The 24,484-nt window shown below is 65.3% G+C and carries 22 protein-coding genes; 12 read left to right on the top strand and 10 right to left on the bottom strand.

The annotated features are described in order from the left end of the window. Positions 1–184 precede the first annotated feature (184 nt). The 3 genes from AWB77_RS06005 to AWB77_RS05995 form a co-directional block, all read right to left on the bottom strand. Positions 185–748 (bottom strand): LuxR family transcriptional regulator, encoded by a 564-nt coding sequence (locus AWB77_RS06005; RefSeq protein WP_061133470.1) that lies wholly within the window; start codon positions 746–748, stop codon positions 185–187. 75 nt (positions 749–823) lie between these two features. Continuing rightward, entirely contained in the window at positions 824–2,179 is a 1,356-nt protein-coding gene (locus tag AWB77_RS06000) for an MFS transporter (RefSeq protein WP_061133469.1), read from the bottom strand. Between the two features lie 118 nt (positions 2,180–2,297). Beyond that, positions 2,298–2,915, bottom strand: coding sequence for a VC0807 family protein (locus AWB77_RS05995; protein WP_061133468.1), 618 nt, complete (start codon positions 2,913–2,915; stop codon positions 2,298–2,300). A 202-nt stretch (positions 2,916–3,117) separates the two neighbouring features. Here AWB77_RS05995 and AWB77_RS05985 point away from each other — a divergent pair, with 202 nt between their 5' ends. From AWB77_RS05985 to AWB77_RS05975, 3 genes are all read left to right on the top strand, one after another. Further along, positions 3,118–4,923 (top strand): MEDS domain-containing protein, encoded by a 1,806-nt coding sequence (locus tag AWB77_RS05985; RefSeq protein WP_082852588.1) that lies wholly within the window; start codon positions 3,118–3,120, stop codon positions 4,921–4,923. Positions 4,924–5,032: 109 nt separating this feature from the next. Then, complete coding sequence (locus AWB77_RS05980) at positions 5,033–5,479, top strand: SRPBCC family protein (protein ID WP_061133466.1); 447 nt, start codon at positions 5,033–5,035, stop codon at positions 5,477–5,479. 80 nt (positions 5,480–5,559) lie between these two features. Beyond that, positions 5,560–5,892, top strand: a complete 333-nt coding sequence (locus AWB77_RS05975) for a DUF2322 family protein (RefSeq protein ID WP_061133690.1) — start codon at positions 5,560–5,562, stop codon at positions 5,890–5,892. A gap of 44 nt (positions 5,893–5,936) precedes the next feature. Here AWB77_RS05975 and AWB77_RS05970 read toward each other — a convergent pair whose 3' ends face one another. Beyond that, positions 5,937–7,295, bottom strand: coding sequence for an MFS transporter (locus tag AWB77_RS05970; RefSeq protein ID WP_061133465.1), 1,359 nt, complete (start codon positions 7,293–7,295; stop codon positions 5,937–5,939). A gap of 130 nt (positions 7,296–7,425) precedes the next feature. Beyond that, positions 7,426–8,343 carry a 5-dehydro-4-deoxyglucarate dehydratase gene (gene kdgD / locus AWB77_RS05965; RefSeq protein ID WP_061133464.1) on the bottom strand — a complete coding sequence of 306 codons (918 nt, stop codon included), beginning with the start codon at positions 8,341–8,343 and terminating at the stop codon, positions 7,426–7,428. A gap of 202 nt (positions 8,344–8,545) precedes the next feature. Between kdgD and garD the strand changes: the two genes are divergently transcribed. Then, entirely contained in the window at positions 8,546–10,138 is a 1,593-nt protein-coding gene (gene garD / locus AWB77_RS05960) for a galactarate dehydratase (protein ID WP_061133463.1), read from the top strand. 211 nt (positions 10,139–10,349) lie between these two features. Here the strand turns inward: garD and AWB77_RS05955 are convergent, their stop codons facing one another. Beyond that, positions 10,350–11,111 (bottom strand): SDR family oxidoreductase, encoded by a 762-nt coding sequence (locus AWB77_RS05955; RefSeq protein WP_061133462.1) that lies wholly within the window; start codon positions 11,109–11,111, stop codon positions 10,350–10,352. Between the two features lie 21 nt (positions 11,112–11,132). Continuing rightward, entirely contained in the window at positions 11,133–11,927 is a 795-nt protein-coding gene (locus AWB77_RS05950) for an SDR family NAD(P)-dependent oxidoreductase (protein WP_061133461.1), read from the bottom strand. A gap of 130 nt (positions 11,928–12,057) precedes the next feature. On the opposite strand from AWB77_RS05950, the gene AWB77_RS05945 reads away from it, so the two are divergent. After that, entirely contained in the window at positions 12,058–13,005 is a 948-nt protein-coding gene (locus tag AWB77_RS05945; RefSeq protein ID WP_061133689.1) for a GlxA family transcriptional regulator, read from the top strand. A gap of 23 nt (positions 13,006–13,028) precedes the next feature. Continuing rightward, on the top strand, positions 13,029–14,261 hold the full coding sequence (locus AWB77_RS05940; RefSeq protein WP_061133688.1) for a Zn-dependent hydrolase: 1,233 nt from the start codon (positions 13,029–13,031) through the stop codon (positions 14,259–14,261). Positions 14,262–14,270: 9 nt separating this feature from the next. Here the strand turns inward: AWB77_RS05940 and AWB77_RS05935 are convergent, their stop codons facing one another. Genes AWB77_RS05935 through AWB77_RS05925 form a run of 3 tightly spaced genes read right to left on the bottom strand, consistent with a single transcriptional unit; the run spans position 14,271 to position 16,900 of the window. Further along, positions 14,271–15,119, bottom strand: coding sequence for a TauD/TfdA dioxygenase family protein (locus tag AWB77_RS05935; protein WP_061133460.1), 849 nt, complete (start codon positions 15,117–15,119; stop codon positions 14,271–14,273). A 9-nt stretch (positions 15,120–15,128) separates the two neighbouring features. After that, positions 15,129–16,109, bottom strand: a complete 981-nt coding sequence (locus AWB77_RS05930; RefSeq protein ID WP_061133687.1) for a quinone oxidoreductase family protein — start codon at positions 16,107–16,109, stop codon at positions 15,129–15,131. Positions 16,110–16,147: 38 nt separating this feature from the next. Further along, on the bottom strand, positions 16,148–16,900 hold the full coding sequence (locus tag AWB77_RS05925; RefSeq protein ID WP_061133459.1) for a universal stress protein: 753 nt from the start codon (positions 16,898–16,900) through the stop codon (positions 16,148–16,150). A 136-nt stretch (positions 16,901–17,036) separates the two neighbouring features. Between AWB77_RS05925 and AWB77_RS05920 the strand changes: the two genes are divergently transcribed. The 6 genes from AWB77_RS05920 to AWB77_RS05895 all read left to right on the top strand — a co-directional run bounded on the left by AWB77_RS05920 (position 17,037) and on the right by AWB77_RS05895 (position 24,480). Beyond that, positions 17,037–19,712 carry a winged helix-turn-helix domain-containing protein gene (locus AWB77_RS05920; protein ID WP_061133458.1) on the top strand — a complete coding sequence of 892 codons (2,676 nt, stop codon included), beginning with the start codon at positions 17,037–17,039 and terminating at the stop codon, positions 19,710–19,712. Positions 19,713–19,878: 166 nt separating this feature from the next. Further along, positions 19,879–21,468 (top strand): aspartate:alanine exchanger family transporter, encoded by a 1,590-nt coding sequence (locus AWB77_RS05915; protein ID WP_061133457.1) that lies wholly within the window; start codon positions 19,879–19,881, stop codon positions 21,466–21,468. A 44-nt stretch (positions 21,469–21,512) separates the two neighbouring features. Continuing rightward, positions 21,513–22,508, top strand: a complete 996-nt coding sequence (locus AWB77_RS05910) for a 2-hydroxyacid dehydrogenase (RefSeq protein ID WP_061133456.1) — start codon at positions 21,513–21,515, stop codon at positions 22,506–22,508. Between the two features lie 12 nt (positions 22,509–22,520). Next, the gene (locus AWB77_RS05905; RefSeq protein WP_061133455.1) at positions 22,521–23,201 is read left to right on the top strand and encodes a VIT1/CCC1 transporter family protein; all 681 of its coding nucleotides are present in this window, start codon (positions 22,521–22,523) and stop codon (positions 23,199–23,201) included. A gap of 230 nt (positions 23,202–23,431) precedes the next feature. Next, complete coding sequence (locus AWB77_RS05900) at positions 23,432–23,896, top strand: glycine zipper family protein (RefSeq protein WP_244158475.1); 465 nt, start codon at positions 23,432–23,434, stop codon at positions 23,894–23,896. Positions 23,897–23,958: 62 nt separating this feature from the next. After that, the gene (locus AWB77_RS05895) at positions 23,959–24,480 is read left to right on the top strand and encodes a hypothetical protein (protein ID WP_061133453.1); all 522 of its coding nucleotides are present in this window, start codon (positions 23,959–23,961) and stop codon (positions 24,478–24,480) included. Positions 24,481–24,484: the final 4 nt, after the last annotated feature.

The raw sequence follows: 24,484 nt of genomic DNA, 5'->3' as shown, positions 1-24,484 counted from the left end.
TATCGTTTCAACATTAGGCATCCGAATGATTGAGCCAGCACTTGGTGTTCGCCCTTAAGCCAATTCGATGGCCGGTCCGCAGTGCGCCTGCACGAACATCGAATCACAGGCGCGCGCGTTTCATCCAGTGTCAGAGGAGCCAAGAAATGCGTTTCGGACTGAGCCATGCCGCCGTAGGCGGCGCTCAGGACAGGAGCCGCGCGATCAGCTCTTGCGTCGCCCGCGCGCCGTATTTGCGCAGCAGGCTTGCACGATGAATATCCACCGTGCGCGGGCTGATGTTCAGTTCCTTGCCGATCTCCTTGCTCGTCATGCCATGAACGAGCAGGGCGGCGACATCACGCTCGCGTTCGGTCAACATGCTCGCGCTGTCCGATTGCTTCGTGCCTTGCGACCTATCCGTGAACGTCCAGACCGCAAGCTCGAAAGGGCGCTTCGGGTTATAGCCGAAGCCGCCGACCGTCACCCAGAAATAACTTCCGTCGACGCGCCGCATGATGCGGTCGTCGCTGAACATCGTGTGTTTGGCGAGCAAAGGCGCGAGGCGGCGGCCCGTGGTGGCGAAGTCTTTCCGCTCGGGATACAGCTTCGAGAACGACTGATCGATGATGTCGCCGCGCGTCGCCCTGAAGAGCTCCAGTGCGCGCGCGTTGCAGTCCACCATGATCCGCTCTCTCGCAACGATGACCGCGACGGGCAGATGCCTGAACAAGTCCTCGTAGTCGAGCGTGGGCGTCGGATCGGTCATGTCGGGAAGGTCGTCGCGTCGGGCGAAACGTTACTCTACCGCGCGAACCTCTGCGATGTCCTCGAAGCGCCGGCGTTACGCATCGCGCAGATCGCGGCGTTCGACGTCGGTGCCGGCGCGCCTGATCGACGAGCCCGCGTCTTCGAGCGCGGTCTTCGATGTTTCGCGCAGCGAGAGGCCGCCGATCATCGCGAGGATCGACACGGCGATCAGGTAATACGCGGGCGACAGATTCGTTCCCGTCTCGGCGATGAGCCATGTCGCGACGAGCGGCGCGGTGCCGCCGAAGATCGTGTAGGCGAGGTTGTACGTGATCGCGGACGCGGTGTAGCGCGTCTTCGTCGCGAAGACTTCCGATAGCAGCGGAGCCGTGACGACGCCCGACAGCACCGCGCCGATCGCAAGTAGCGCGACGCCCGCGAGCGAATGCGATAGATCGCCCGATCCGCCGAGCGCGAAGGCGGGATACACCGACACCATGATGAGAACGCACGTCGTCGCGATCGTCGCGCGGCGTCCGACGAGATCGGAGAACAGGCCTGCGAGCGGACACAGCGCGGCGGCGAAGAAGAGCGCGAGCACGGTGACGAGCAGCGACGTTCCGCGCGACAGATGACCGGCGACCTGCATGTAGGTCGCGAAATACGTCGTGAACGTGTAGAAGGACAGCGCCGTCACCGAGACGAACGCGCCGAGCTTCACGATGTTCAGCGACTGCGAATGCAGCGTTTCGACCAGCGGCGCGTGCGCGACTTCGTGCTTGCCTTCGAGCGCCTGGAAAGCCGGCGTCTCGTGCAGATTCACGCGCAGATACACGCCGATGAGACCGACCGGCGCCGCGATCAGGAACGGCACGCGCCAGCCCCAGTCGACCATCGCGGCAGGCGACAGCGACGATTCCAGCGCATACGCGACCACCGCCGCGCAGGCGAACGAGGAGAACGTCGAGACCGGCACGAAGCTGCCGAAGAACGCGCGGCGGCGGCGCGGCGCGTGCTCCATCACGTAGGCGCAGGCGCCCGCGTATTCGCCGCCTGCGGAGAAGCCTTGCACGCAACGGATGATCGTGAGAAGCAGCGGCGCCCAATAACCGATGCTTGCGTACGTCGGCAAGAGGCCGATCAGCGTCGTCGCCCCCGCCATCAACAGGATGGTGAAAGCGAGCGTGCGCTTGCGGCCGATCCGGTCCCCGACGACGCCGAAAAAGAGCCCGCCGAGCGGACGGAACGCAAAGGCGACCGCGAATACCGCGAAGGTCTTCAACAGACCGACGGTCGGGTCGCCGCTCGGAAAGAACTCGCGCGTGAGAATGGTGGCGAGAAAGCCGTATGCGGCGAAATCGAACCATTCGACGAAGTTTCCGATGGACGCCGCAGCGATGACGCGCCGGAGCGTCTTCGTGTCCACCTCTCGGGCTGCTTGATCTGGCATGGTCCTGCACTCCTTTCGCGAGTCGGTTTCGGTCCGTTGAAAGCAGCCTAAGGGCTCAAATTACTTAGGTCCATACGTGTCAATTACCTAGGTAATCTGCCATGCGCGGAGATCGAACTCATGCCTGCGGCCGCTTGAGATAACGATGCCGATAGAAGATTGTCCAGAGCGTCAATCCGCCGTACACGAGATACCGTACCCATGTGGAAAACCGGCCGGCGTCCGGTTCGCTGAGCGCAAGCGTGATCCACAGACGCGCGAGATTTTCTCCGACAAGACCCGCGCCCCAGACTGCCGTCATCATGCGGATCGCTCTTGCGAGCGGCGGGCGCGTATGCCATTGCGAATCGAATTCGGTTTCGCGGCCTTGCGTTTCGCGCGACAAGGTCGAGCGCGCGAGGTAGTACACGAGCGGACGTTCGAGAAAGAGCGAAAGCAGAAACAGCATGCCGATGACGCCGCTCACCGCGGGCTCGCGCGCCTCGCCCATCCAGCGCGCCGCGCCGGAGAGCAGCACCATCAGCGACAGCGCAATTCCCGCGAGCACGATGGCGCTGAGCGCGTCGAAATGACGGAAGCGCACCACGTCGAAAATCATCCACGCGATAAGCGGCACCGCCGATGCGATGAGCGCGTCGACCACGCCGAAACGCCCGAGCGTCAACCGATAGGCGAGCGCGGGCAACGCCACGTTGACGACGAACGCGAGTCCATATCGCGCGGACGGAATCTTCATCGCAAACTCGCTGCTCAGGTCAGTTACTCGAACGTCAGGCCTATCCGGTGTTGTTCAACTTTTGATCGTGCCAATCGTGATTTTCGTGCGTGCTGCATGGCATTGGCGGATAATGCATCAGGTAATCGTGACGCGGCGGCGCTGCGCCACGTTTCCAATTTACCGCGCCATCGAACGCGCGTGATCCCGTCACCTTGAAATCATGCGAGAAAGTCTCGAGCAAGGCCATGCGCCGTCCGGCATCGCCGCGCTGCCTTCGATCACCTGGGGAAGTCATATCGGCCAGCTTTTCGCGTCGGCTGCCGACTTGCGCGACACGCTCGTCCCGTACTTTCGCGCCGGACTCGAGAACGGCGAGCGCTGCCTGTGGGTGACGGACGCGCCACTTCGCGCGCATGAGGCGCGCGCGGCCTTGCGCGAAGTCGTCCCCGATCTCGATGCACGCGAAATGCGCGGCCAGATCGAGATACAGGACGGCGCGGCTTTCTACGATCCGGCTCAGCGTCTGCGCCCGGCCGATCTCGTCGCGGGCCTTCTGCAGCGCGAGCGCGATGCGCTGTCGGCGGGTTATCGCGGGCTGCGCACCAACGGCAACTGCGCGTGGGTCGGCAAGACGCACTGGAATGACTTCCTCGACTACGAATCGAGCGTTCAGGATGCGGTGCGCGGCCGGCGTCTCATCTGCATGTGCAGCTATCGGCACGACGGGATCGATTCAGCGCAGACGCGCGATGTCATCGACCGGCATCATCTCGTGATGCACAGCACCCAAACAGATACGCAAATGGAAGCGCGTAAAAGCGAATTGCACGAGTCACTCATCGGCGATGCAGCCGACGACTTCAAGGACGATATCGTCGCCATTCAGGCGATCGCCGCCGTGCCGACGATCCTGCAGGTCATCTGCAGCACGACAGGCATGGGCTTTGCCGCAATCGCCCGCGTGACGCGGCAACGCTGGGTGTGTCTCGCCGTCCACGACGAAATCAGCTTCGGCCTCAAGCCGGGCGGCGAACTCAGCGTGGCGACAACCTTGTGCCACGAAGTGCGGCAGTCGCGCGATGCGATCGCGATCGATCACGTCGCCGAAGACGCGCTGTATCGGCAACATCACACGCCCTCGATGTACGGCTTCCAGAGCTACATTTCGATGCCGATCTTCCTGCGCGACGGCAGTTTCTACGGCACGCTCTGCGCGATCGATCCGAAGCCCGCGAAGCTGAACGATCCCGCCGTGATCGGCATGTTCCGCATGTTCGGCGATCTCATCGCCTACCATATCGAGGCCGAGAAACATCTCGCCAAGGCGCAGGCCGATCTCTCCGATGCGCTGCTGCGCAGCGGCTTGCGCGAGCAGTTCATCGCGGTGCTCGGTCACGATCTGCGCAACCCGATGGCCGCCATTTCCGCCGGCGCGACGGTGTTGCGCATGAGTACATTGGGCGAGCGCGAGCGCGCGGTCGCCGAAGCGATCTCGCGCAGCGCGACGCACATTACCGCACTCATCGACGACATTTCGGATCTGACGCGCGTGCGGCTCGGTAGCGGCATCGCGCTGCGGCTTACGCGCGATGGCCTGGAGCCGGCGTTGCGTCATGCCGTGGAGGAAATGCGGCTGCTCTATCCGCGCCGCAGGATCGAGGCTGAGATTTCGCTTGCCAAGCCGGTCGAGGCCGATCCCGTGTATGTCGCGCGGCTTCTGTCCAACCTGCTCAAGAACGCGCTCACTTACGGCGCGGCGAGCGAAGCCGTGAGCGTGTCGGTATCGGCGGGCGATGCCTTCGTGCTGTCGGTCACCAATGCGGGCCCGCCGATCGTCGACAGTCTGAAGACCGGCGTGTTCACGGCGTTCACGCGTGGCGCCGGACGCAACGAGCATCCCGGGCTCGGGCTGGGGCTTTTCATCGTCGCGGAGATTGCGCGCGCGCATGGCGGCACGATCGACCTCGTCTCCAACGATCAGGCGACGACCTTCACCTTCCGAATGCCGCTCGCAACCGACCGGTAGCGTCGCGCTGCCGTCGCAGTGCGGGTTTTCCCCGATGCTTGCGTGTGTCGATTCACGCAGCGATGCATCGTCGTGAAGATATCTATCTCACGAACAAGGAGAACACATCATGGCTACCGGAACGGTTCGACTTCATCGCGTGTTGCGTGCGATGCCAGAGCGTCTTTATCGCGCATTCCTCGAACCTGATGCGATCGTGAAATGGCTTCCGCCCTACGGATGCACGTGCCAGGTCCATCAACTCGATGCGCGCGTGGGCGGCACGCACAAGATGTCGTTTCGCAACTTCGGCACGGGCAAGGGTCACTCGTTCGGCGGCGAGTATCTCGAACTGGTGCCGTTCGAGACGATTCGCTACACGGACCGCTTCGACGATCCGAACTTACCTGGCGAAATGCACATCACGGTATCAATGCGGCAGGTCATGTGCGGGACCGAGTTGACGATCGTGCAGGAGGGCGTGCCCGAAGCGATTCCGGTGGAGATGTGTTATCTCGGATGGCAGGAATGTCTGGAGCAGCTTGCGCGACTCGTCGAGCCGGAGATTCCTGATTGACTCGACGTGGACGATGCGCCGCGGCGATTCGGATAAGATTGGCGCCCCGCATCGTCAATTCAAAACGTGGAGTGCTTTTCGTGATTCAGCCGAGCAGCGTATTCAAGGATAACCTCGCCCAATTGCCCGCCATCGATGGCATCGAGCGCGTCGATCTGATCGATGCGAAGGGCGACGTGGTATCGAGCATCGAGAACAAGCCGGGCAAGCAGGGCTCGGTCGCGGTGTACAACTATCTGAAGCAGATGTTCGGCGCGCTCGATACGCGCGCCGCGCAACATGGTCTCGCCGTGTTTGCCGAACATACGATCGATGCGCGGAATCGTCCGGGCGCGCATCCGAATGTGGATCGGCTGATCGGGATCGTGGAGGGCGGGGAGGGGTTGAGGGTCGAGGTGGTTCGGGCTGGGTGATCGTGCGGCCCGTTGCGAAGACAGCGCAACGGGCCGGTCACGCGTCAGACCTTCAGCTCCACCCGCCGGATATCCTTCACGATCACGAGATAACTGAACACCGTGATCAGCGCATTGATCCCCACGAACGCCAGCGCGCCGTTGAACGAGCCCGACTGCGCCACGAGATAACCGATCACGATCGGCGTCACGATTCCCGCGATATTGCCGAACATATTGAAGATCGATCCGGACAGCCCGATCGCTTCCTTCGGCGACGTATCCGCGACCACCGCCCAGCCGAGCGCGCCGATTCCCTTGCCGAAGAACGCGAGCGACATCAGCGCGACCACGATCCAGTCCGTATCCACGTAATTGCAGCCAATGATGCACGACGACAGCAACATACCGCCGACGATCGGCACCTTGCGCGCGACCGTCAACGACTTCCCGCGTCGAATCAGGCCATCGGAGATCACGCCGCCGAGCACGCCGCCCGTGAAGCCGCAGATCGCCGGCAGCGACGCGACGAAGCCCGCCTGCAGAATCGTCATGTGACGCGCCTGCACGAGATAGATCGGGAACCACGTCAGGAAGAAGTACGTCAGCACGTTGATGCAGTACTGCGCGAGATACACGCCGAGCAGCATCCGGTTGGTCAGCAACTGCTTGACGACCGGCCAGCCCACGGCGTTGTTGTTCGTCGGCGCGCGCGTTGCGCCGCCCGCACGGCTTTGACCGTGCACGAGACCACCGCCTTCCTCGATGTACTCCAGCTCCTGCCGGTTCACGCGCGGATGCTCCGCCGGATTCTTCATCACCGAGAGCCACGTGAGCGCGAGCAGCAGCCCCGCCACGCCCATCACGATATACACGTGATGCCAGCCGAACGCGTGCGTGAGCCACGCCATCAGCGGCGTGAAGACGACGGCCGCGAAGTACTGCGCCGAGTTGAAGATCGCCGATGCCGTGCCGCGCTCCTTCGTCGGGAACCAGCTTGCGACGACCTTCGCGTTGGCCGGGAACGCGGGCGCTTCCGCCGCGCCCATCGCGAAACGCAGCACGAAGAGGGCGGTCACGGCCGTCGCCGCGCTGCCGAGCAGACCGATCGAGCTTTGCAGCAGCGTGAACAGCGACCACAGGAAAATGCTCGCCGCATACACGCGCCGCGCGCCGAAGCGGTCGAGCAGCCAGCCCGCGGGCAACTGCGAGAGCACGTACGCCCAACTGAATGCCGAGAAGATGTAACCCATGCGGATCGCGTCGAAACCGAATTCGGCGCGCATCGCGGAGCCGGTCACCGACAAGGTCGCGCGGTCCGCATAGTTGAACGTCGTGATCACGAAGATCAGCAACAGAATGAGATAGCGCACCTTGGTGCGTTTCATGGCGTCCGCGGGATTCGCGGCGTGGCTCATCGACATGGATGTCCCCTTCGATTCGATCGTGCGGCTGCACGGAGGACCGCGCGTGCGGCCCTCACGGGCGAAGCGACACGCGGCGCCGTTGCGACGCCGCGCGTTCCCCCGCTTCGCTTGTCTCCTTCCGTGTTGCTTACTGCGCGCCGAGCTTCTTGATCAGCGCGTCGAGCTGTTCGAGCTCGTCATCGGTCAGATCGGTGAGCGGCGCGCGCACCGGGCCCGCGTCGTGGCCGACGAGCTTCGCGCCTGCCTTCACGATCGACACCGCATAACCCGCCTTGCGGTTGCGGATCTTCAGATACGGCAGGAAGAATTCGTCGATCAGACGGCCGGTCGTGGCGTGATCGTCGGCGGCGATCGCGCGGTAGAACTCCATCGCGGTCTTCGGAATGAAGTTGAACACCGCCGACGAGTACACCGGCACGCCCAGCGCCTTGTACGCGGCTGCGTAGACTTCGGCCGTCGGCAGGCCGCCGAGATACGAGAAGCGGTCGCCGAGACGGCGGCGGATCGTCACCATGTTCTCGATTTCGCCGACGCCGTCCTTGAAGCCGATCAGGTTTGGGCAGCTATCCGCGAGTTGCTCCAGCATGTCGGCGTTGAGCTTCGAATTCGCGCGGTTATAGATAATGACGCCCATGTTCGGCACGGCGCGGCAGACTTCTTCCGCGTGCGCGCGAATGCCTTCCTGCGATGCTTCCGTCAGATAGTGCGGCATCAGCAGCACGCCTTGCGCGCCTTGCTTCTCGGCTTCCTGCGCGAACGCGATGGCCGTGCGGGTCGGCCCGCCCGCGCCCGCGAGGATCGGCACCTTGCCGCGGCACACTTCGGTGGCCGTCTTCACGATCTGCGAGTATTCGGGTTGCGTCAGCGAGAAGAACTCGCCCGTGCCGCCTGCGACGAACAGCGCCGACGCGCCGTACGGCGCCAGCCATTCGAGGCGCCCCGCATAGGTGTCCGCGCGGAAGTTGCCTTGCTGGTCGAAGTCCGTGACGGGAAAGGAAAGCAGGCCTTCGGAAACGATCTGCTTGAGTTCTTGCGGTGTCGTCATGTCGATGTATCTCTTTGGTCAGTCACCGGCGAGTGCCGAGCTTATAAGTCATCGTACAACATGAATTGGCGCCGTACAATCGCTGAAAGCCAATCATATCAATGGATAAGGGTAATTACTAACCAATTTTGACTGTCTATGTTGTAGGATGACATAACTCCAGCCGCAGGCTTGCGGCGTGATCGCTCAAGGATTCGCCAGAATGAATCAGTCCCCTCTCTATATTCGCGTCCATCCGGACGACAACGTCGCGATCGTCGTGAACGACGGCGGGCTCGGCGAAGGCGCCACGTTCGCCGACGGCCTCGTGCTGCGCGAGCGCGTGCCGCAAGGCCACAAGGTCGCGCTGAAGGACCTTGCCGAAGGCGATGCGGTGATCCGCTATAACGTCGTGATCGGCTATGCGACAAAGCCGTTGCCGAAGGGAAGCTGGATCAACGAGCACGTCACGCGCATGCCGACGCCGCCCGAACTGCACGACCTGCCCATCGCGACGAACAAGGCGCCGGACGAATCGCCGCTCGAAGGCTTCACGTTCGAGGGTTACCGGAACGCGGACGGCTCGGTCGGCTCGCGCAACATCCTCGCGATCACGACCACCGTGCAATGCGTGGCCGACGTCGTGCAGCACGCGGTCACGCGCATCAAGGCGGAACTGCTGCCGCAATATCCGAATGTCGACGATGTCGTGAGCCTCGGCCACACGTATGGCTGCGGCGTGGCTATCGACGCGCCCGACGCGATGGTGCCGATCCGCACCGTGCGCAACATCGCGCTGAATCCGAACTTCGGCGGCGAAGTGATGATGGTGTCGCTCGGCTGCGAGAAGCTGCAACCCGAGCGCCTGATGCCGCCGGGCACGATTCCGATCGCGTCGGCATCGGCGGAAACGGAAGACGTGGCCGATATCGGCGACAACACGCACGACGACAACGGCGGCACGGTCGTCTTGCAGGACGAGGCGCACGTCGGTTTCGGGTCGATGATCGAGTCGATCATGCGCATGGCCGAGACGCATCTGAAGCGCCTGAACAACCGCCGTCGCGAGACGTGTCCGGCGGCGGATCTCGTCGTCGGCGTGCAGTGCGGCGGCAGCGACGCGTTCTCCGGTCTGACGGCGAATCCGGCGGTCGGTTTCGCGACCGATCTGCTGGTGCGCGCGGGCGCGACGGTCATGTTCTCCGAAGTGACGGAAGTGCGCGACGGCGTCGCTCAACTGACGGCGCGCGCGGCCAACGGCGAAGTCGCGCAGGCGATCATCCGCGAGATGCAGTGGTACGACGATTATCTGAAGCGCGGCGGCGCGGACCGCAGCGCGAACACGACGCCGGGCAACAAGAAGGGCGGGCTGTCGAACATCGTCGAGAAGGCGATGGGATCGATCGTCAAGTCGGGTTCGTCGACGATTTCGGGCGTGCTGTCGCCGGGCGAGAAGGTGAAGCAGAAGGGCCTGATCTACGCGGCGACGCCCGCGAGCGATTTCATCTGCGGCACGCTGCAACTCGCGGCGGGCATCAACCTGCACGTGTTCACGACGGGCCGCGGCACGCCGTACAGCCTCGCGGAAGTGCCGGTGCTGAAGGTCGCGACGCGGTCGGACCTCGCGCGCCGCTGGCACGATCTGATGGACGTGAATGCGGGCACCATCGCGACGGGCGAGGCGAGCATCGCGGATGTGGGTTGGGAGCTGTTCCGCCTGATGCTCGATGTCGCGAGCGGCAAGAAGCAGACGAAGGCCGAGGCGTTGAAGCTGCATAACGCGCTCGTGCTGTTCAATCCGGCGCCGGTGACCTGATCGAAGCGCGCTCGCAGGGCGTTCTCGCGGCGATGGTCGCCGAAGCGGCGCCGCCTTCGCTGCGCGGCACCGTGTTCGGCGTGTTCAACGTCGCGAGCGGCGCGTGCATGGTGCGGTCGAGCGATCGCGGGATGGATCTCGGATCGATATGGCGCGCCGGCGGCTTGCCATGCCGGCGCGGCGCTCGCGGTGGTGCCGCTCGTGATGTGCTTCACTCCACCGGTATCGGATTCTCCACCACGAACCGATTGAACTGCTCGACGAAAGCGTGCTCGTTCGGCCCGGCGTTATCGCGCATCGGCCTGGCCGGATCGACCACGACTTCCGTCGTCGCGTCGGGCAGCTTCGCCATCACCTCGTCGATGAACGCGTCGAGCGGCATCGCGCGGGGATCGCCGCTCTTGTGGATCAGGTCCGTATCGACCCACGGCGGCGTGAGTTCCAGCACGCGCACGTTCGTATCGCGCAGCACGAAACGTTGCGACATGGAATACGAATGAATCGCGGCCTTCGTCGCCGAATACAGCGCGGTCGCGGCGAGCGGCACGAACGCGAGCACCGAACTGTTGTTGACGATCCACGCGCGCGGCTGCGCTTTCAGATGCTCGACGAACGCCGCGCTCACGCGCACCGGACCCAGCAGATTCGTTTCGACGAGACGCACGGCCTGCGCGTCGTCGAGCGCGCCGCCGGCATCGTCGAACGGCATGATGCCCGCGTTATTGATGACCACGTTCAACGCCGGATACTTCGCGATGAGCTGCCGCGCGACTGTTCGAATCTGCGCAGCATCGCCGATATCCAGTTCGACCGTATCGATGCCCGGGTTCGCGCTTGCCACTTCGTCGAGCAATGCGCGGCGCCGGCCCGCGACGATCACCTTGTTGCCCCGCCGATGAAACGCTTCGGCCAGCGCCCGCCCGATGCCCGACGTGCCGCCCGTAATGAAGATGGTGTTTCCCGTCATGTCCATGATGTCTGTCCTTTTTATCGTTCAAGCGACGTAGCGCGCCGCTGGCTTGTTCGTCGACAACTCGGGCGCCATCGCCTGCCGCGCCGCTTCGAACGCGTCCCACTTCGCGCCGTCGTGCAGCGACGGAATCGACACCAGTTCGTCGCGATCGAAACCGACCAGCGCCGCATCGACCAAATCGGCCGCCGACATCACGATCGCCTTGTCGAGATTCTCGATCGGCAAGCCGCCCGTTTCCCAGAACTCGGTCGCCGTCGCGCCAGGCAGCACGGCCTGCACGCGCACGCCCGTGCCTGCAAGCTCACGATGCAACGACTGGCTGAACGCCAGCACGAACGCCTTGGTCCCGCCGTACACGCCATTCAGGATCTCCGGGGCGATGCTGACGATCGACGCGATATTGATCACCGCGCCCCTGCCGCGCGCGACGAAGCCCGGCACCGCCGCATACGTCAGACGCGTGAGCGCCGTCACGTTGAGGTCGACCATGCGCGTCATCGCATCGACGTCGCTGTCGAGCAAAGGCGTATGCGTGCCGAAGCCCGCGTTGTTCACGAGCAGCGTGATGCTCGCGTCTTCCTTCAGCTTCGTTTCGATCGTGGCGAGCGCGTGCCGGTCGTTCAGATCGGCGTCGAGAATTTCGACGTTGCGGCGCGTGTCGTTCGTGATGCGCTCGGCGAGCGCGGTCAGCCGTTCGCGATTGCGCGCGACCAGAATCAGATCGTAGCCGCGTCGCGCGAGGCGTTCCGCGTAGATCGCGCCGATGCCCGAAGATGCGCCCGTGACGAGCGCCGTGCCGAGGTGTGTCTGAGTCATGATTTCACTCCGTCCGAAACAAGTAGTTGATCGAGTGAGTGAATTCTGGGCGAATTTGACCGTGACGCAAATGACGTATAAGGTACGGATTCGTGACATTGCGCGACAGGACAACGAAACGGGAAACGACATGCACCGCATCGGCTATCTTTTGAGCGACGGCTTCCAGATCATGGCGCTCGCATCGCAGACGGTCTTCGAAATGGCGAACGACGTCGCGGGCGAAGCGTTCTACGGCGTCGAGAATTTCTCGGAAAGCGGCGGCGAAGTGCGCTCGTCGCTCGGCATGAGCGTCGGCACGCGCCAGATGACGGCGCGCGCATCGATCGATACGTGGCTCGCCGTGGGCGTCACCGCGCCGCTCGCGCAACCGTCGCCTCTCGGCGTGCGCGCGTTTTTACGCCGCGAGGGCGCGCGTGCAAGACGCATCGCGGGCATCTGCACGGGCGGCTTCGTGCTGGCCGAGGCGGGCCTGCTCGCGAACCGCCGCGCGACCACGCACTGGGTCTACGCGCGTGACATGCAGCGCCTTTTTCCCGACGTGCGCGTGGAGGAAGACCGCATCTTCATCGTGGATGGACCGATCTGGACATCGGCGGGCATGACCGCGGGTCTCGATCTCGCGCTCGCGATGGTCGAGAAGGATCTCGGCGCGGACATCGCGCGTTCGGTCGCGCACAAGCTCGTGATGCATCAGCGTCGCGCGGGCGGCCAGTCGCAGCACTCGGAAATGCTCGATCTCGCACCGAAGTCCGACCGCATCCAGAACGCGCTGAATTATGCGCGCAAGAATCTGAACCGGACGCTGACGGTCGAGGAACTCGCGGGCGAAGCGCATCTGAGCCCGCGTCAGTTCAGCCGCGTCTTCACGATGGAAACGGGGCAGTCGCCGGCGAAGGCTGTCGAAGGTCTGCGGCTGGAAGCGGCGCGCCTGATGATCGAGCAAAGCCGTCATTCGCTCGAAACCATCGCGCAGGAAACGGGTTTCAGGGATCGACGCCATATGCGCGAGGCCTTCATGCGCGGCTTCGGCGTGCCGCCGCAGGAAGTGCGGCGCGACGCGCGCACGCCGGCGTGAACTTCATCGACAAGGACTTTGCCGTGCTAAAAATCAATCCCGCGCGACTGCTCGCCGATCTCCGCCATCTGCGCACGTTCGGCGCGACCGGACCGGGCGTCGTGCGCCTGTCGCTCTCACCGGTCGATATGGACGCGCGCCACTGGCTCGTCTCGCGCATGAACGACGCGGGTCTGTCCGCGACCATCGACGGCGTCGGCAATGTGTTCGGCCGCTCGCGCAACGCCGGGCCGGCGCTGCTGATCGGCTCGCATACCGATACGCAGCCGACCGGCGGCTGGCTCGACGGCGCGCTCGGCGTCATCTACGGCCTGGAAATCGCGCGCGCGCTCGCCGAGTGCGAAGCAACGCGGGATTTCGCGGTGGACGTCGCATCGTGGATCGACGAGGAAGGCACGTTCGCGGGCTTTCTCGGCAGCCGCAGCTTCGTCGGCGAACACGTCGACGATGCCGTGCGCGGTGCGCGCAATCGCGAAGGCGTCCTGCTCGGCGATGCGTTGCGGCAAGCCGGACTCACCGGCACGCCGCGCGTGCATATCGACAGGACGCGGCACAAGGCCTATCTGGAACCGCACATCGAACAGGGCGGGCGGCTGGAGGCGAACGGCAAGTCGATCGGCGTGGTGACGACGATCGTCGGCATTCGCGAGCTGAAGCTGCGCTTCACGGGACAGCGCAATCACGCGGGCACGACGCCGATGTCGATCCGGCGCGATGCGGGCGCGGCGCTCGTCGCGTTCATCGCCCGCATGGACCAAGCGTTTCGCCGTATCGCGGATGCGGACACCGTCTGGACCGTCGGGCGCATCGAGCTCGATCCGGGCTCGTTCAGCGTGGTGCCGGGCGCGGCGGACCTGTATCTGCAATATCGCGACGCCAGCGCGCATCGTCTACGCGCGATGGACGCCGCGCTCGCCGCGCTCGTCCGCGACTTCAACGCCGAAGGGAAAATCGGCGTCGCGGTGACGGACAGCGAGCCGCCCGAGCAACCCGTCCAGATGGACGCCGCGTTGCAGACGCACCTCGCCGACGCCGCCGATGCACTCGCGCCGGGTCAATGGGAGCGCATGCCGAGCGGCGCGTCGCACGATGCGCAGGTCATCGCGCATCATGTGCCCGCGTGCATGCTGTTCGTGCCGAGCATCGGCGGAGTCAGTCACGATTTCATCGAGGATACGGCCGAGGCGCATATCGTCCTCGGCTGCGAAGTGGCGGCGCACGCGGCGGCGAACATCCTGCGCGGCCTTCGGGACTGATCGCGCCGCTCAGAACGGCACGTCGCCGATGATGCCCGCGCGCTCCATCTTCCGATGGCACGGCGGATAGTCCATCACCGCGTAATGCTGCGTGCTGCGGTTGTCCCAGATGGCGACGCTGTTCTTCGACCAGCGCCAGCGCACCTGATATTCCGGGATATACGCCTGGCTCAGCAGATACGCGAGCAATTGCCCCGCGCCGGGATTCGCGTCCTGCCCGAAGCGCACGCGCCCGGGCGTGTGATAGTTCGTGAAGTGCGTCGTGAACGCGTTGACGAACAGCACCTTCTCGCCGGTTTCTGGATGCGTGCGCACGACCGGATGCTCGGCATCGGGAAATTGCGCCTTGAGCGCGAGACGCTTCTCGATCGGCATCGCAGCACCGAAGCTCGCCTCGATGCTGTGCCGCGCGCGCAGATCGGCGATCTGTTCCTTGATATGTACGGGAAGGTTTTCATACGCGAGCGCCATGTTCGCCCACATCGTGTCGCCGCCGACGGCAGGCGTTTCCACGCAGCGCAGCACGCAGCCGAACGGCGGCGCGGCGCGCCAAGTCGCATCCGTGTGCCACGCGTTCTCATAGCGGTCGTTCGGCTGATCGGGCGACTTGTAGATACGCACGAGCCCCGGATACTCGGGATCGCTGCCCGCAACCGGATGATCCTCCAGTTCGCCGAAGCGCCGCGCGAACGCGACATGCTCGGCGCGTGTGATGTCCTGATCGCGCAGAAAGAGCACGCGATGCGCGAGCAGCGCGGCGCGGATATCGGCGAAGAGGGCGTCGTCGTGAATGGCGTCGGCGAGATTCACGTCGACGAGTTCCGCGCCGATCGCGCAGGTGAGACGTTCGATATGCATGATGTGTCCTCAGACGACGAACACGGACGAACCCGTGGTCTTGCGCGTTTCGAGATCGCGGTGCGCCTCGCGCGCATCCTGCAATGCATAACGCTGATTGATCTCGATGCGAATGCGCCCGCTCGCCACATGATCGAACAGTTCCGATGCGAGCGCATTCTTCTCGGCCGGATCGGCGATGTAATCCGCGAGCGCGGGGCGCGTCAGATAGAGCGAGCCTTTCATCGCGAGCAATTGCGGATCGAACGGCGGAATCGGCCCCGACGCCGTGCCGACGCACACCATCAAACCGCGCCGCGCGAGCGAATCGAGCGATGCGTTGAAGGTCGTCTTGCCGACGCTGTCGAAGACCGCGTTCACGCCTTTGCCATCGGTCAGTTCGCGCACGCGGGCGGCCACGTCCTCGCGGCTGTAGTCGATCACATGCGCCGTGCCGTGCTCGCGCGCGACGCGCGCCTTCTCTTCGCTCGATACCGTGCCGATCACCGTGACGCCGAGCAGCTTCGCCCATTGCGACACGATCAGCCCGACGCCGCCCGCCGCCGCGTGCAGAAGCAGCGTGTCGCCGCGCTCGAAGCGCCGGATGCGCGTCATCAGATACGCGGCGGTGAGGCCGCGCATGGTCATCGCGGCGGCGCGCGTGCAGTCGATCGCATCGGGCAGCTTGATGAGCGGCGCCGCGGCGATGATGCGCTCCGTGCTGTACGCGCCGAGCGTGTTGATGAAACCCGTGTAGGTCACGCGGTCGCCTTCCTTCAGATGCGTGACGTTCGCGCCGACCTTCTCGACGACGCCCGCCGCCTCCACGCCCATGCCCGAAGGCAGCGGCACCGGATAGAGGCCGGAGCGGAAGTACGTGTCCGCGAAATTCAGCCCGACGGCTTCGTGACGCAGACGGACTTCGGACGGGCCGGGCTCGCCCACGCCGACTTCTTCCCAGCGCAGCACGTCGGGGCCGCCGGTTTCGTGGAAGCGGATTGCATGTGCCATCGATTTCATCTCCTTCGGTGTCTGTTTCGTTGATTGCGTCAGTGAGCGCCGTCGGCGAGCGCGCTCCAGTCGGCGTCGCGCAGGCAGCGGCGCGCAGCCGGCAGCACGACGCCTTCGATACGTCCCATGCGCTCGCACGCGAAGCGCGCACAGGCGAACAGGCTGTCGTCCGCGTGCTCGCCGTTTTCGATCGCTTGCGCGACGCGGGCGAGCAGCGCCGTTTCGCGTTCGGCGAGGCGCGCGAGTTCGTCGAGCTCGGCGTCGAGCGTGGATGTTCGCTCGCGTATCGCCGCCGTCAGCGCGCCTTCTTCGCGATGTACTTCGCGAAGACGCGCGATGGTCCGCGCATCGGGATGCGGCGTGCGCAGCGCGTCGTCGTAAGCGTCCGAGCGCATGCGATGCACGGCGAGCAATGCGCCGACCGCTCTGGCGACCATCGGGCGCGCATCGCACGGACACACCAGCACGGCGACGCCGGGCACGGGCGGCACCGCGCTGCCTTGCGCGATGCACACGAGGTCGTAATCGCGCGATGCCCGCTCGCCGATGCCGATGCCGATGCCGTCAGCCGCCAGCACCGACGCCGGCACGCCCTGTGCGCGCGCCGCGGCCTGAGCGCGGGCGAGCAGCGCCGCCTCCCGCCGATGCCGCCGCGCATCGTCGTTCGCGCTCGCATGCAGGCAGGCGAACGTGATGCGCGCGCCGAGCGAACGCGCGAGCTCGGCCGCGTGGCCGATCGCCTCGACGCAGGCGTCGCTGCACTCGACGGGCACGAGCAGATGTCGGTACATGATGATCCTTCGGCTTGCAATAACACGATTGACTGAATCGTAGTGCGGACGTCGCGTGTGCGCCCCTCTCGCGGCGGGAGGGGCTTGACGCATGCGCGCGATCCGAACCATCCTAGAAGAATCACAAAAATCAACGATGCCCACCGACCCTCCATCCACCGAACTCGTCCTGAAGACGATGGCGCCGCGCGCGCCGTCCGGGCTGCTCGCGCGCGCACGCCTGAACGCCGACACCGCGCGCAGCCAGATCGTGCTCGTGCAGGCGGGCGCGGGCTACGGCAAGACCTCGCTGCTCGCGCAATGGCGGCGCGAGTTTCTCGCGCGCGGCGCGGCTGTCGCGTGGCTGCTCGCCGACGACCGCGACGACGCCAACCGCTTTCTGCGCGGGCTCGTTCACGCGATCCGCACCGGCTGCGCGCGGCCCTCGTTCGGGCGTCTCATTGCCGACAGTCCGGGCGTGCCGGGCGGCGCGTCCGATCTCGCCACCGCCTGGCTCGCGGAACTCGCGCAGCTTTCGATGGACGTCGTGCTGATCGTCGACGAAGCCGACCGGCTGCCCGAGGCGGGCGCGCACATGCTCGACTACGTGATGCACAACGTGCCGCAGAATCTGCGCGTGGTCGCGGCGGGCCGGCAGGGTCTCGACAAGCACGCCGGAGAACTCCTCGCTTACGGCCAGGCCGAGCTCGTCGCGCCGGAAGCGCTGCGCTTTCGCGTCGATGAAACCATCGCGCTCGTCACGCAGCGTTTCGGCGCGCGCGTGGATGCCGACGCCTGCGCGCGCCTCTTCGAAATCACCGATGGCTGGCCGCTCGGCCTGCAACTCGCGCTCACCGCGATGGCGCGCGCGCAGGACCCGCGCGCTGCGCTGGACAATCTCGCGGCGGGCCCGCGCGGGCTGCGCGAACCGCTCGTCGCGGCGCTCTTGAGCGAGCTTTCGTCCGGCGACGAGCGCTTTCTCGTCGACATCAGTGTCGTGGACGTGCTGCATCCGATCTTGTGCGCGGAGCTGACCGGCGACGCCGATGCGCCGCAGCGCCTCGCGCGCCTCACCCGCGACACGCCCGTGTTCGTGACGGCGGAGGACAGCGACTGGTGCCGGCTTCATCCGCTCGTGCGCGACGTGCTGCAAACGCGCTTTGCCGCGCTCGCGGACGACGCACGCGCGGGCTTGCACCGGCGCGCGGCGCGCTGGCTCGGCGGGCGCGGCATGCTCGAACAGGCGGCGCGCCACGCGCATGCGGCGGGCGAGCGCGAGCATGCGTATGCGCTCGCAGAGCAGTCGCTGCACGACGCCGTGAAGCAGGGCCAGCTCGATACCGTCCTCGACTGGCTGGAGCGCCTGCCGGAAGCGGAACTCGAAAAGCGCCCTCGCCTGTGCCTCGCCGTCGCGTGGGCGCTCGCGCTGGGCGAGCGTCATCCCGAGGCGCAGCGGCAGGTCGAGCGCGTGCTCGCATCGCCCGGCGCCGACGACGCCCTGCGCTACGAATGCGCGCTGATATCGAGCGCGGCCGCATGGTACGCCGACGATCCCGACCGCTTCCTCGCGCTCTTCGAGCCGTGGGCGCACGCGCCGCCGCCGCGCGATTCGTGGCTTGCGCAGGCGCACGCGAACCGCCTCGCCGCCCGCGCGATGCTGCTCGGCGAACCGGCACAGGCGCGCCGTCTGCAGCAGTCGGTGACGCGCGCGCAGACCGGCAAGGGACTCGGCTATGTCGTGCGCTGGGGCGATCACATGGTCGGCCTGACATGGCTGCGCGAAGGCCAGGTGAAGCTCGCGGAGAGCGTGCTGCTTCCCGCGCTCGCGAGCGCCGAAGACGATCTCGGACGGCGTCATCCGCTGACGTGCATGTTCGCGGCAACGTGCGCGTCGATCGCGTATGAAAGCGACCGTATCGACGAAGCCGGCGCGCTGCTCGCCAATCGTCTCGACGTGCTCGAACGCGCGGCGATGCCGGAGACGGTCGTGCTCGCGTATCGCACGGCGGCGCGCATCGCGGCCTTGCGCGGCGACGAACATCGCTCGCTCGATCTGCTCGAAATGCTGCACGCGATGGGCGTCGCGCGCGATCTGCCGCGCCTGTGCGTGACGAGCCTCGCGGAGCAGGTGAGCGCGCATGCGGGACGCTATCGCGCGCAGACTTGCGATGCGCTCGTCGAACGCATCGATGCGCTCGTCGCCGCCAACATCGCAGGGCGCGGGCCGGTCTGGAGCGGCCCGGTGCACATGCTTCAATCGATGGCGCACGGCAGCGCGGCGCTCGCGCGTCTGGACTGGGCCGCCGCGATCGAACCGCTCGCGCGCGCGGAAAAGATCGCGGCGACGATGAAGCTCGGCCGCCAGCGCATCGAACTGATGGCCTTGCGCGCGCTCGCGCAGGAACGCGCGACGGGCGAGGGCGAAGCGCCGTTTCTCGAAGCGCTGAATCTTGCGCGCACGTTTCACCTCGGGCGCGTGGTGATCGACGCGCATCCCGAACTCGCCGACTGGGCGCGGCGCGTGAGCGAGGCGGGCGCGCTGCAACCGGGCGAGCGTCCGGTGGTGCCGCCGCATGTGGTGCGCGTGCCGCCGCGCGCCGGCGAGGGCGGCCCGCGCGCGCTGCCGAGCGTGATCCTCACGCCGAAGGAGCGCGAGATCCTCGAACTGCTCGCGCGCAACCTGAGCAACAAGGAGATCGCGCTCGCGGCGATGGTCGGCGAGGGCACGGTCAAGTGGCATCTGAAGAATCTCTTCGGCAAGCTCGACGCCAGTTCGCGCAAGCACGCGGTGCGCCGCGCCATCGCGCTCGGGCTGCTCGAAGGCGTGCAATAGCCGATGCTTCTTCCGAAGAATCGTCGTACGACATCGTTACGGATATCGAAACAGCGGGCGCCGCACGCATGCATCAATGCTTGCACCGATGCTGGACGCCGCGCCGCAAAGCGCCTTTAATGTTCGTGTACTGCTGAGTTGCTTGGTCCACCCAACAGGAGGCGGCATGGATGCAGTCAGGACCTTCCTCGAAAATCAGTCGCTGTTTGCGCTCTTTCTGACGATCGCGCTGGGTTATCTGATCGGCGAGATCAACATCAAGGGCGTGGCGCTCGGCTCGGGCGCGGTGCTGTTCGTCGGGCTCGCAATCGGCGCGTTCGCACCGAAGTCCGCGCCGCCACCGCTGCTCGGCACGCTCGGGCTGCTGCTGTTTCTGTATGGCATCGGCATTCAATACGGCGCGCAATTCTTTCGCGGACTGACGAGCCGCGAGGGCGTGAAAGCGAATCTCGCGGCGTGCATCGGCGTGATCGTCGCGGGGCTCGTGTCGTGCGCGTTCATCCGCTTCGGCATCAAGCTCGCCGATGCGCTCGGCATGTTCGCCGGCAGCGGCACGAGCACGGCGAGTTTGCAGGTCGCGATTGCATCGATGAAGAACAACGACGCCGCCGTGGCCTACAGCATTTCCTATCCGTTCGGCGTCGCGGGTCCGATCCTCTTCATCTATCTGCTGAACGCGACGCTCAAGGTCAAGATCCAGAAGCCGCCCGCGAAGATTCTCGAAACAGCGGAAATCGCGCTGAAAAACGCCAGTCTCTTCGGGCTGAAGTTATCGGAACTGGCGAGCCGTCTGCCTTCGGGCGTGATGATCGCGGCGGTGCGGCGCGCGCATCACAATCAATTGCCGACAGCCGATTTCACCTTGCGCGCAGACGACGTGCTGCTCGCCACCGCCACCGACCGCCGTCTGCTCGACGATGCCACCACGCTGTGCGGCGAAGCGCAACCGGGCCGCATGTCGAGCCATCGCGAAGACCTCGACTACATGCGCGTGTTCGCGTCGAATCCGGCGGTCGTCGGCATGGCGCTCGGCAACATCCGCTTTCCCGATGGCGTGAACTGCGCGATCGCGCACGTGCGGCGCGGCGACGCCGACATGATCTCGACGCCCGACCTGATTCTCGAAGCGGGCGATCGCGTCGGCCTGCTCGTCAATCGCGCGCATCAGGCGACGATGCGCACGTTCTTCGGCGATTCGATCAAGGGCACGGCGGACCTGAGCTTCATCTGTCTCGGCATCGGCGCGGCAGTCGGCTTGCTGGTCGGCGCGATTCCGCTGCCGGTGCCGGGTCTCGGCGCATTCAGCCTCGGCCTCGCGGCGCTGCTGCTGGTTGCGCTGTGTCTGGGCAAGGCGCGCCGCAACGGGCCGTTCGTCTGGGTGATGCCGCTCTCCGCGAACCTCGTGCTGCGCAATCTCGGCCTCACGATCTTTCTCGCGCAAGTGGGCATCTCGTGCGGGCCGAAGTTCGTCGCGACGGTCGGCACCGCGGGCCCCGCGCTGCTGATCTACGGCATCGTCACGCTGCTCGTTCTCGTGGCCGTGACGGCGGTGTGCTGCCTGTGGATCTTCAAGCTGCCGTTCGACACATCGATCGGCGTGATCTGCGGCGCGACGGGCAATCCGGCGATCCTCGCGTTCGCCAATCGCATCGCGCCGACGGATCAGCCCGACATCATGTACGCGATGATTTTTCCGTCGATGACCATCGTCAAGGTGCTGTTCGTGCAGATCGCCATATCGCTTGCCGCGGGTTAGGCTTTGCCCCACCATGCCATCACACATTTTGCAAGGAGCGCATCATGGAAGTGGCGATCTACAGTTCAACGCCTTACGAAAAGACGTTCCTCGACCAGGCGAACAAGGTGGAGAACCATAAGCTCAGGTATCACGACATGTCACTCGACATGGACACCGTCGAGCTGGCGGCGGGCTATGGCGCGGTCTGCATCTTCGTCAACGACAAGGCCGATGCCCAGGTTCTCGAAGCGCTGCACAAGGGCGGCACGCGTCTCATCGCGCTGCGCTGCACGGGCTTCAACAACGTCGATCTCGCGGCCGCCGCGAGGCTCGGCATTCGCGTCGTGCGTGTCGTCAACTACTCGCCGAATTCGGTCGCGGAGCACGCGGTCGCGCTGCTGCTCGCGATCAATCGCAAGGTGCATCGCGCTTATAACCGCACGCGCGATTCGAATTTTTCGCTCGATGGCCTGATCGGTTTCGATCTGTACGGCAAGACCGTGGCGGTGGTCGGCACGGGCAAGATCGGCTGCGTGTTCGCGAAGATCATGCAGGGCTTCGGCTGTCATGTGTTCGGCTACGATCCTTATCCTTCGCCGCAGTTCGAAGCGCTCGGGCTCAAGTACGCGACGGCGGGCGAGATCGGCGAGCGCGCGGATATCGTCGCGCTCTTCTGTCCGCTCACGCCGCAGACGCATCACATCATCAACCGGGAAACGCTCAAGCGCGCGAAGCCCGGCGCGCTGCTCGTCAATACGAGCCGTGGCGGGCTCATCGACACCGAAGCGGTCATCGAGGCGTTGAAGACCGGCCAGCTCGGCGGTCTCGCCATCGATGTCTACGAACAGGAGGCCGATCTCTTCTTCCGCGATCTGTCGAGCGAAATCATCACCGACGATATCTTTCAGCGGCTCGTGTCGTTTCCCAATGTCATCGTGACCGGGCATCAGGCGTATCTGACGCGCGAAGCGTTGACGACGATCTGCGAGACCACGCTGCAGAGCATCACGGCGTTCGAGAAGAATCAGCCGCTGGAGAACGAGGTGAAGGTCGGCTAGGCGCGCGCGTCCATGCGTGCGCCGAACGTGCAGACCGTTCCCGGCGAGCGGGCGCGCAAACCGGTGCTCGATACGGTCGATCGCGTGTCGGAGATGTGCTTCGGCCTCTTCATGGCGCTGACTTTCGTCGGCACGGTATCGGCGGCGACGGGCGGCGACGCGGCGGGGCACAAGATGCTCTACACGGCGCTCGGCTGCAACCTCGCGTGGGGTCTCGCCGATGCCGTCATGTATCTCGTGCGCACGATCGCGGATCGCGCGCGCCGGCATGCGCTCGCACTCGCCGTGCATCGCGAACGCGACGCGGCGGCGGGCGTGCGCGCATTGCGCGAGCGCCTGCCCGCCGCGCTCGATCCATTCTTCGCCGACGCCGATCTCGAAGCGATCCGCACACGCATCGCGGCGAGCGCGAGCCTGCCCGAACGCGCGCGCTTCGAACGCGACGACTTTCTCGCGGCGCTGGGCATCTTCATCATCATCGTGCTGTCGACGTTTCCGGTCGCCGCGCCCTTCGTCCTCATCGCACACGTGCCCACCGCGTTGCTGGTTTCGCGCGTGCTGACGCTCGCGATGCTGTTCGTCTGCGGCTTCGCGCTCGGCGGCTACGCGGGCTGGAGCGGCTGGAAAGCCGGTCTTTCGATGACGACCCTCGGCGTGCTTCTGACGATGGCGATCATCGCGCTGGGCGGGTGAAACGCGCGAAGAAGAGCGCCGACGAACGATCGAAGAAACACCTATGCGGCGATTCTTGAAATCGCTGAAAGGTTCGCATATCTTCGAATGGCCGATCATCGCGGCGCTCCATTCACATTCCCGTTCTCGCAGTAACCACCGCGTCGTGCATCGAAACAGTCGCGGGGCGCGCGCGCCGCATCCGATGGAATCGAACTCTCGACAAGAGGCAAGGAGTCGCCATGAATGCAATGATATTGCGTGCGGGCTGCGCCATCGTGATCGCCGTGATGGCGCTCGATGCGCTCGCGCAGGGCAAGCCGATCGCGTATCCATCGAAAGGCCAGAGCGCGCAGCAGCAACAGAAGGACGATGGCGCCTGCTATAGCTGGGCGAAGAGCAACACCGGCATCGATCCGGCGACGGCATCGCAGGCGCCTCCGCCCCAAGGCGGACCCGCGGTAGGCGGCGGCGAGCGCGTGGGCGGCGCGGCGCGCGGCGCGGCGGGCGGCGCGGTGATCGGCGCGATTGCCGGCGATGCGGGCAAGGGCGCGGCCATCGGCGCGGCGGCGGGCACGATGGGCGGCGGCATGCGCGCGCGGCAGAACAAGCGCGCGCAGGAAGCCAATGCGCAGGCGCAGAGCCAGGGTGCGATGTCGACGTACTATCGCGCGTGGGCGGCGTGCATGCAGGGACGCGGCTACTCGATCCAGTAACACGCAGTGGTGACGACGAACGAGGCGCGTCAGCTTCGATGGCGCGCGCGCGGAGAACAAGAATGAGAAAACGCTTCGCATTCGGGTCGATGCATGGGATTGCCACGGTCATCGTCATCGTCATTGCGCTCGGCGGTTGCGCGCAGCCCGGACAGCGCGTGCAGCCGGGCATGGATCAGCAGGCGGTGATCGCGACGCTCGGTCCGCCGAAGGAAACCTACGATCTGCCCGATGGCGGCAAGCGCCTCATGTGGCCCACTCAGCCGATGGGCTCGACGACCACCGCCGTCGATATCGATGCATCGGGCAACACCGTCAGTGTTCGGCAAGTGCTTCAGGAAAACGAGTTCTATCGCGCGGAAGTCGGCAAGTGGACGCGCAACGATGTGATGATCGCGTTCGGCCGTCCGTTCGAGACCGCGTATTTCAAGCGCATGGATCGCGAGGTGTGGACGTATCGGTACCTTGAAAACAATATCGACCACATGCTGTTCCATTTTTATTTCGATGCGCAAGGCGTGCTGCGGCAAACGCAGAAGCAGCCGGACCCGCGATACGACCCGAGCCAGCGCAACGTGCTCTAGCAAC

The organism is Caballeronia fortuita (genome assembly GCF_001544835.2).
In the GTDB taxonomy this organism is placed as follows: Bacteria; Pseudomonadota; Gammaproteobacteria; order Burkholderiales; family Burkholderiaceae; genus Caballeronia; species Caballeronia fortuita.
The sequence above is the reverse complement of the archived record's forward strand: the minus strand, read 5'-3'. Positions and strand labels throughout refer to the sequence as shown.

Bases quoted from the DNA above. Each gene is read 5' to 3' on its own strand.
- AWB77_RS05955 (WP_061133462.1), bottom strand. From the start codon at position 11,111: ATGGACATGACGGGAAACACCATCTTCATTACGGGCGGCACGTCGGGC.
- AWB77_RS05925 (WP_061133459.1), bottom strand. From the start codon at position 16,900: ATGTACCGACATCTGCTCGTGCCCGTCGAGTGCAGCGACGCCTGCGTC.
- kdgD (WP_061133464.1), bottom strand. From the start codon at position 8,343: ATGACGACACCGCAAGAACTCAAGCAGATCGTTTCCGAAGGCCTGCTT.
- AWB77_RS05905 (WP_061133455.1), top strand. From the start codon at position 22,521: ATGCGTGCGCCGAACGTGCAGACCGTTCCCGGCGAGCGGGCGCGCAAA.
- AWB77_RS05920 (WP_061133458.1), top strand. From the start codon at position 17,037: ATGCCCACCGACCCTCCATCCACCGAACTCGTCCTGAAGACGATGGCG.
- AWB77_RS05950 (WP_061133461.1), bottom strand. From the start codon at position 11,927: ATGACTCAGACACACCTCGGCACGGCGCTCGTCACGGGCGCATCTTCG.
- AWB77_RS05980 (WP_061133466.1), top strand. From the start codon at position 5,033: ATGGCTACCGGAACGGTTCGACTTCATCGCGTGTTGCGTGCGATGCCA.
- garD (WP_061133463.1), top strand. From the start codon at position 8,546: ATGAATCAGTCCCCTCTCTATATTCGCGTCCATCCGGACGACAACGTC.
- AWB77_RS05995 (WP_061133468.1), bottom strand. From the start codon at position 2,915: ATGAAGATTCCGTCCGCGCGATATGGACTCGCGTTCGTCGTCAACGTG.
- AWB77_RS06005 (WP_061133470.1), bottom strand. From the start codon at position 748: ATGACCGATCCGACGCCCACGCTCGACTACGAGGACTTGTTCAGGCAT.
- AWB77_RS05945 (WP_061133689.1), top strand. From the start codon at position 12,058: ATGCACCGCATCGGCTATCTTTTGAGCGACGGCTTCCAGATCATGGCG.
- AWB77_RS05970 (WP_061133465.1), bottom strand. From the start codon at position 7,295: ATGTCGATGAGCCACGCCGCGAATCCCGCGGACGCCATGAAACGCACC.
- AWB77_RS05915 (WP_061133457.1), top strand. From the start codon at position 19,879: ATGGATGCAGTCAGGACCTTCCTCGAAAATCAGTCGCTGTTTGCGCTC.
- AWB77_RS05900 (WP_244158475.1), top strand. From the start codon at position 23,432: ATGATATTGCGTGCGGGCTGCGCCATCGTGATCGCCGTGATGGCGCTC.
- AWB77_RS05935 (WP_061133460.1), bottom strand. From the start codon at position 15,119: ATGCATATCGAACGTCTCACCTGCGCGATCGGCGCGGAACTCGTCGAC.
- AWB77_RS05985 (WP_082852588.1), top strand. From the start codon at position 3,118: ATGCGAGAAAGTCTCGAGCAAGGCCATGCGCCGTCCGGCATCGCCGCG.
- AWB77_RS05930 (WP_061133687.1), bottom strand. From the start codon at position 16,109: ATGGCACATGCAATCCGCTTCCACGAAACCGGCGGCCCCGACGTGCTG.
- AWB77_RS06000 (WP_061133469.1), bottom strand. From the start codon at position 2,179: ATGCCAGATCAAGCAGCCCGAGAGGTGGACACGAAGACGCTCCGGCGC.
- AWB77_RS05910 (WP_061133456.1), top strand. From the start codon at position 21,513: ATGGAAGTGGCGATCTACAGTTCAACGCCTTACGAAAAGACGTTCCTC.
- AWB77_RS05895 (WP_061133453.1), top strand. From the start codon at position 23,959: ATGAGAAAACGCTTCGCATTCGGGTCGATGCATGGGATTGCCACGGTC.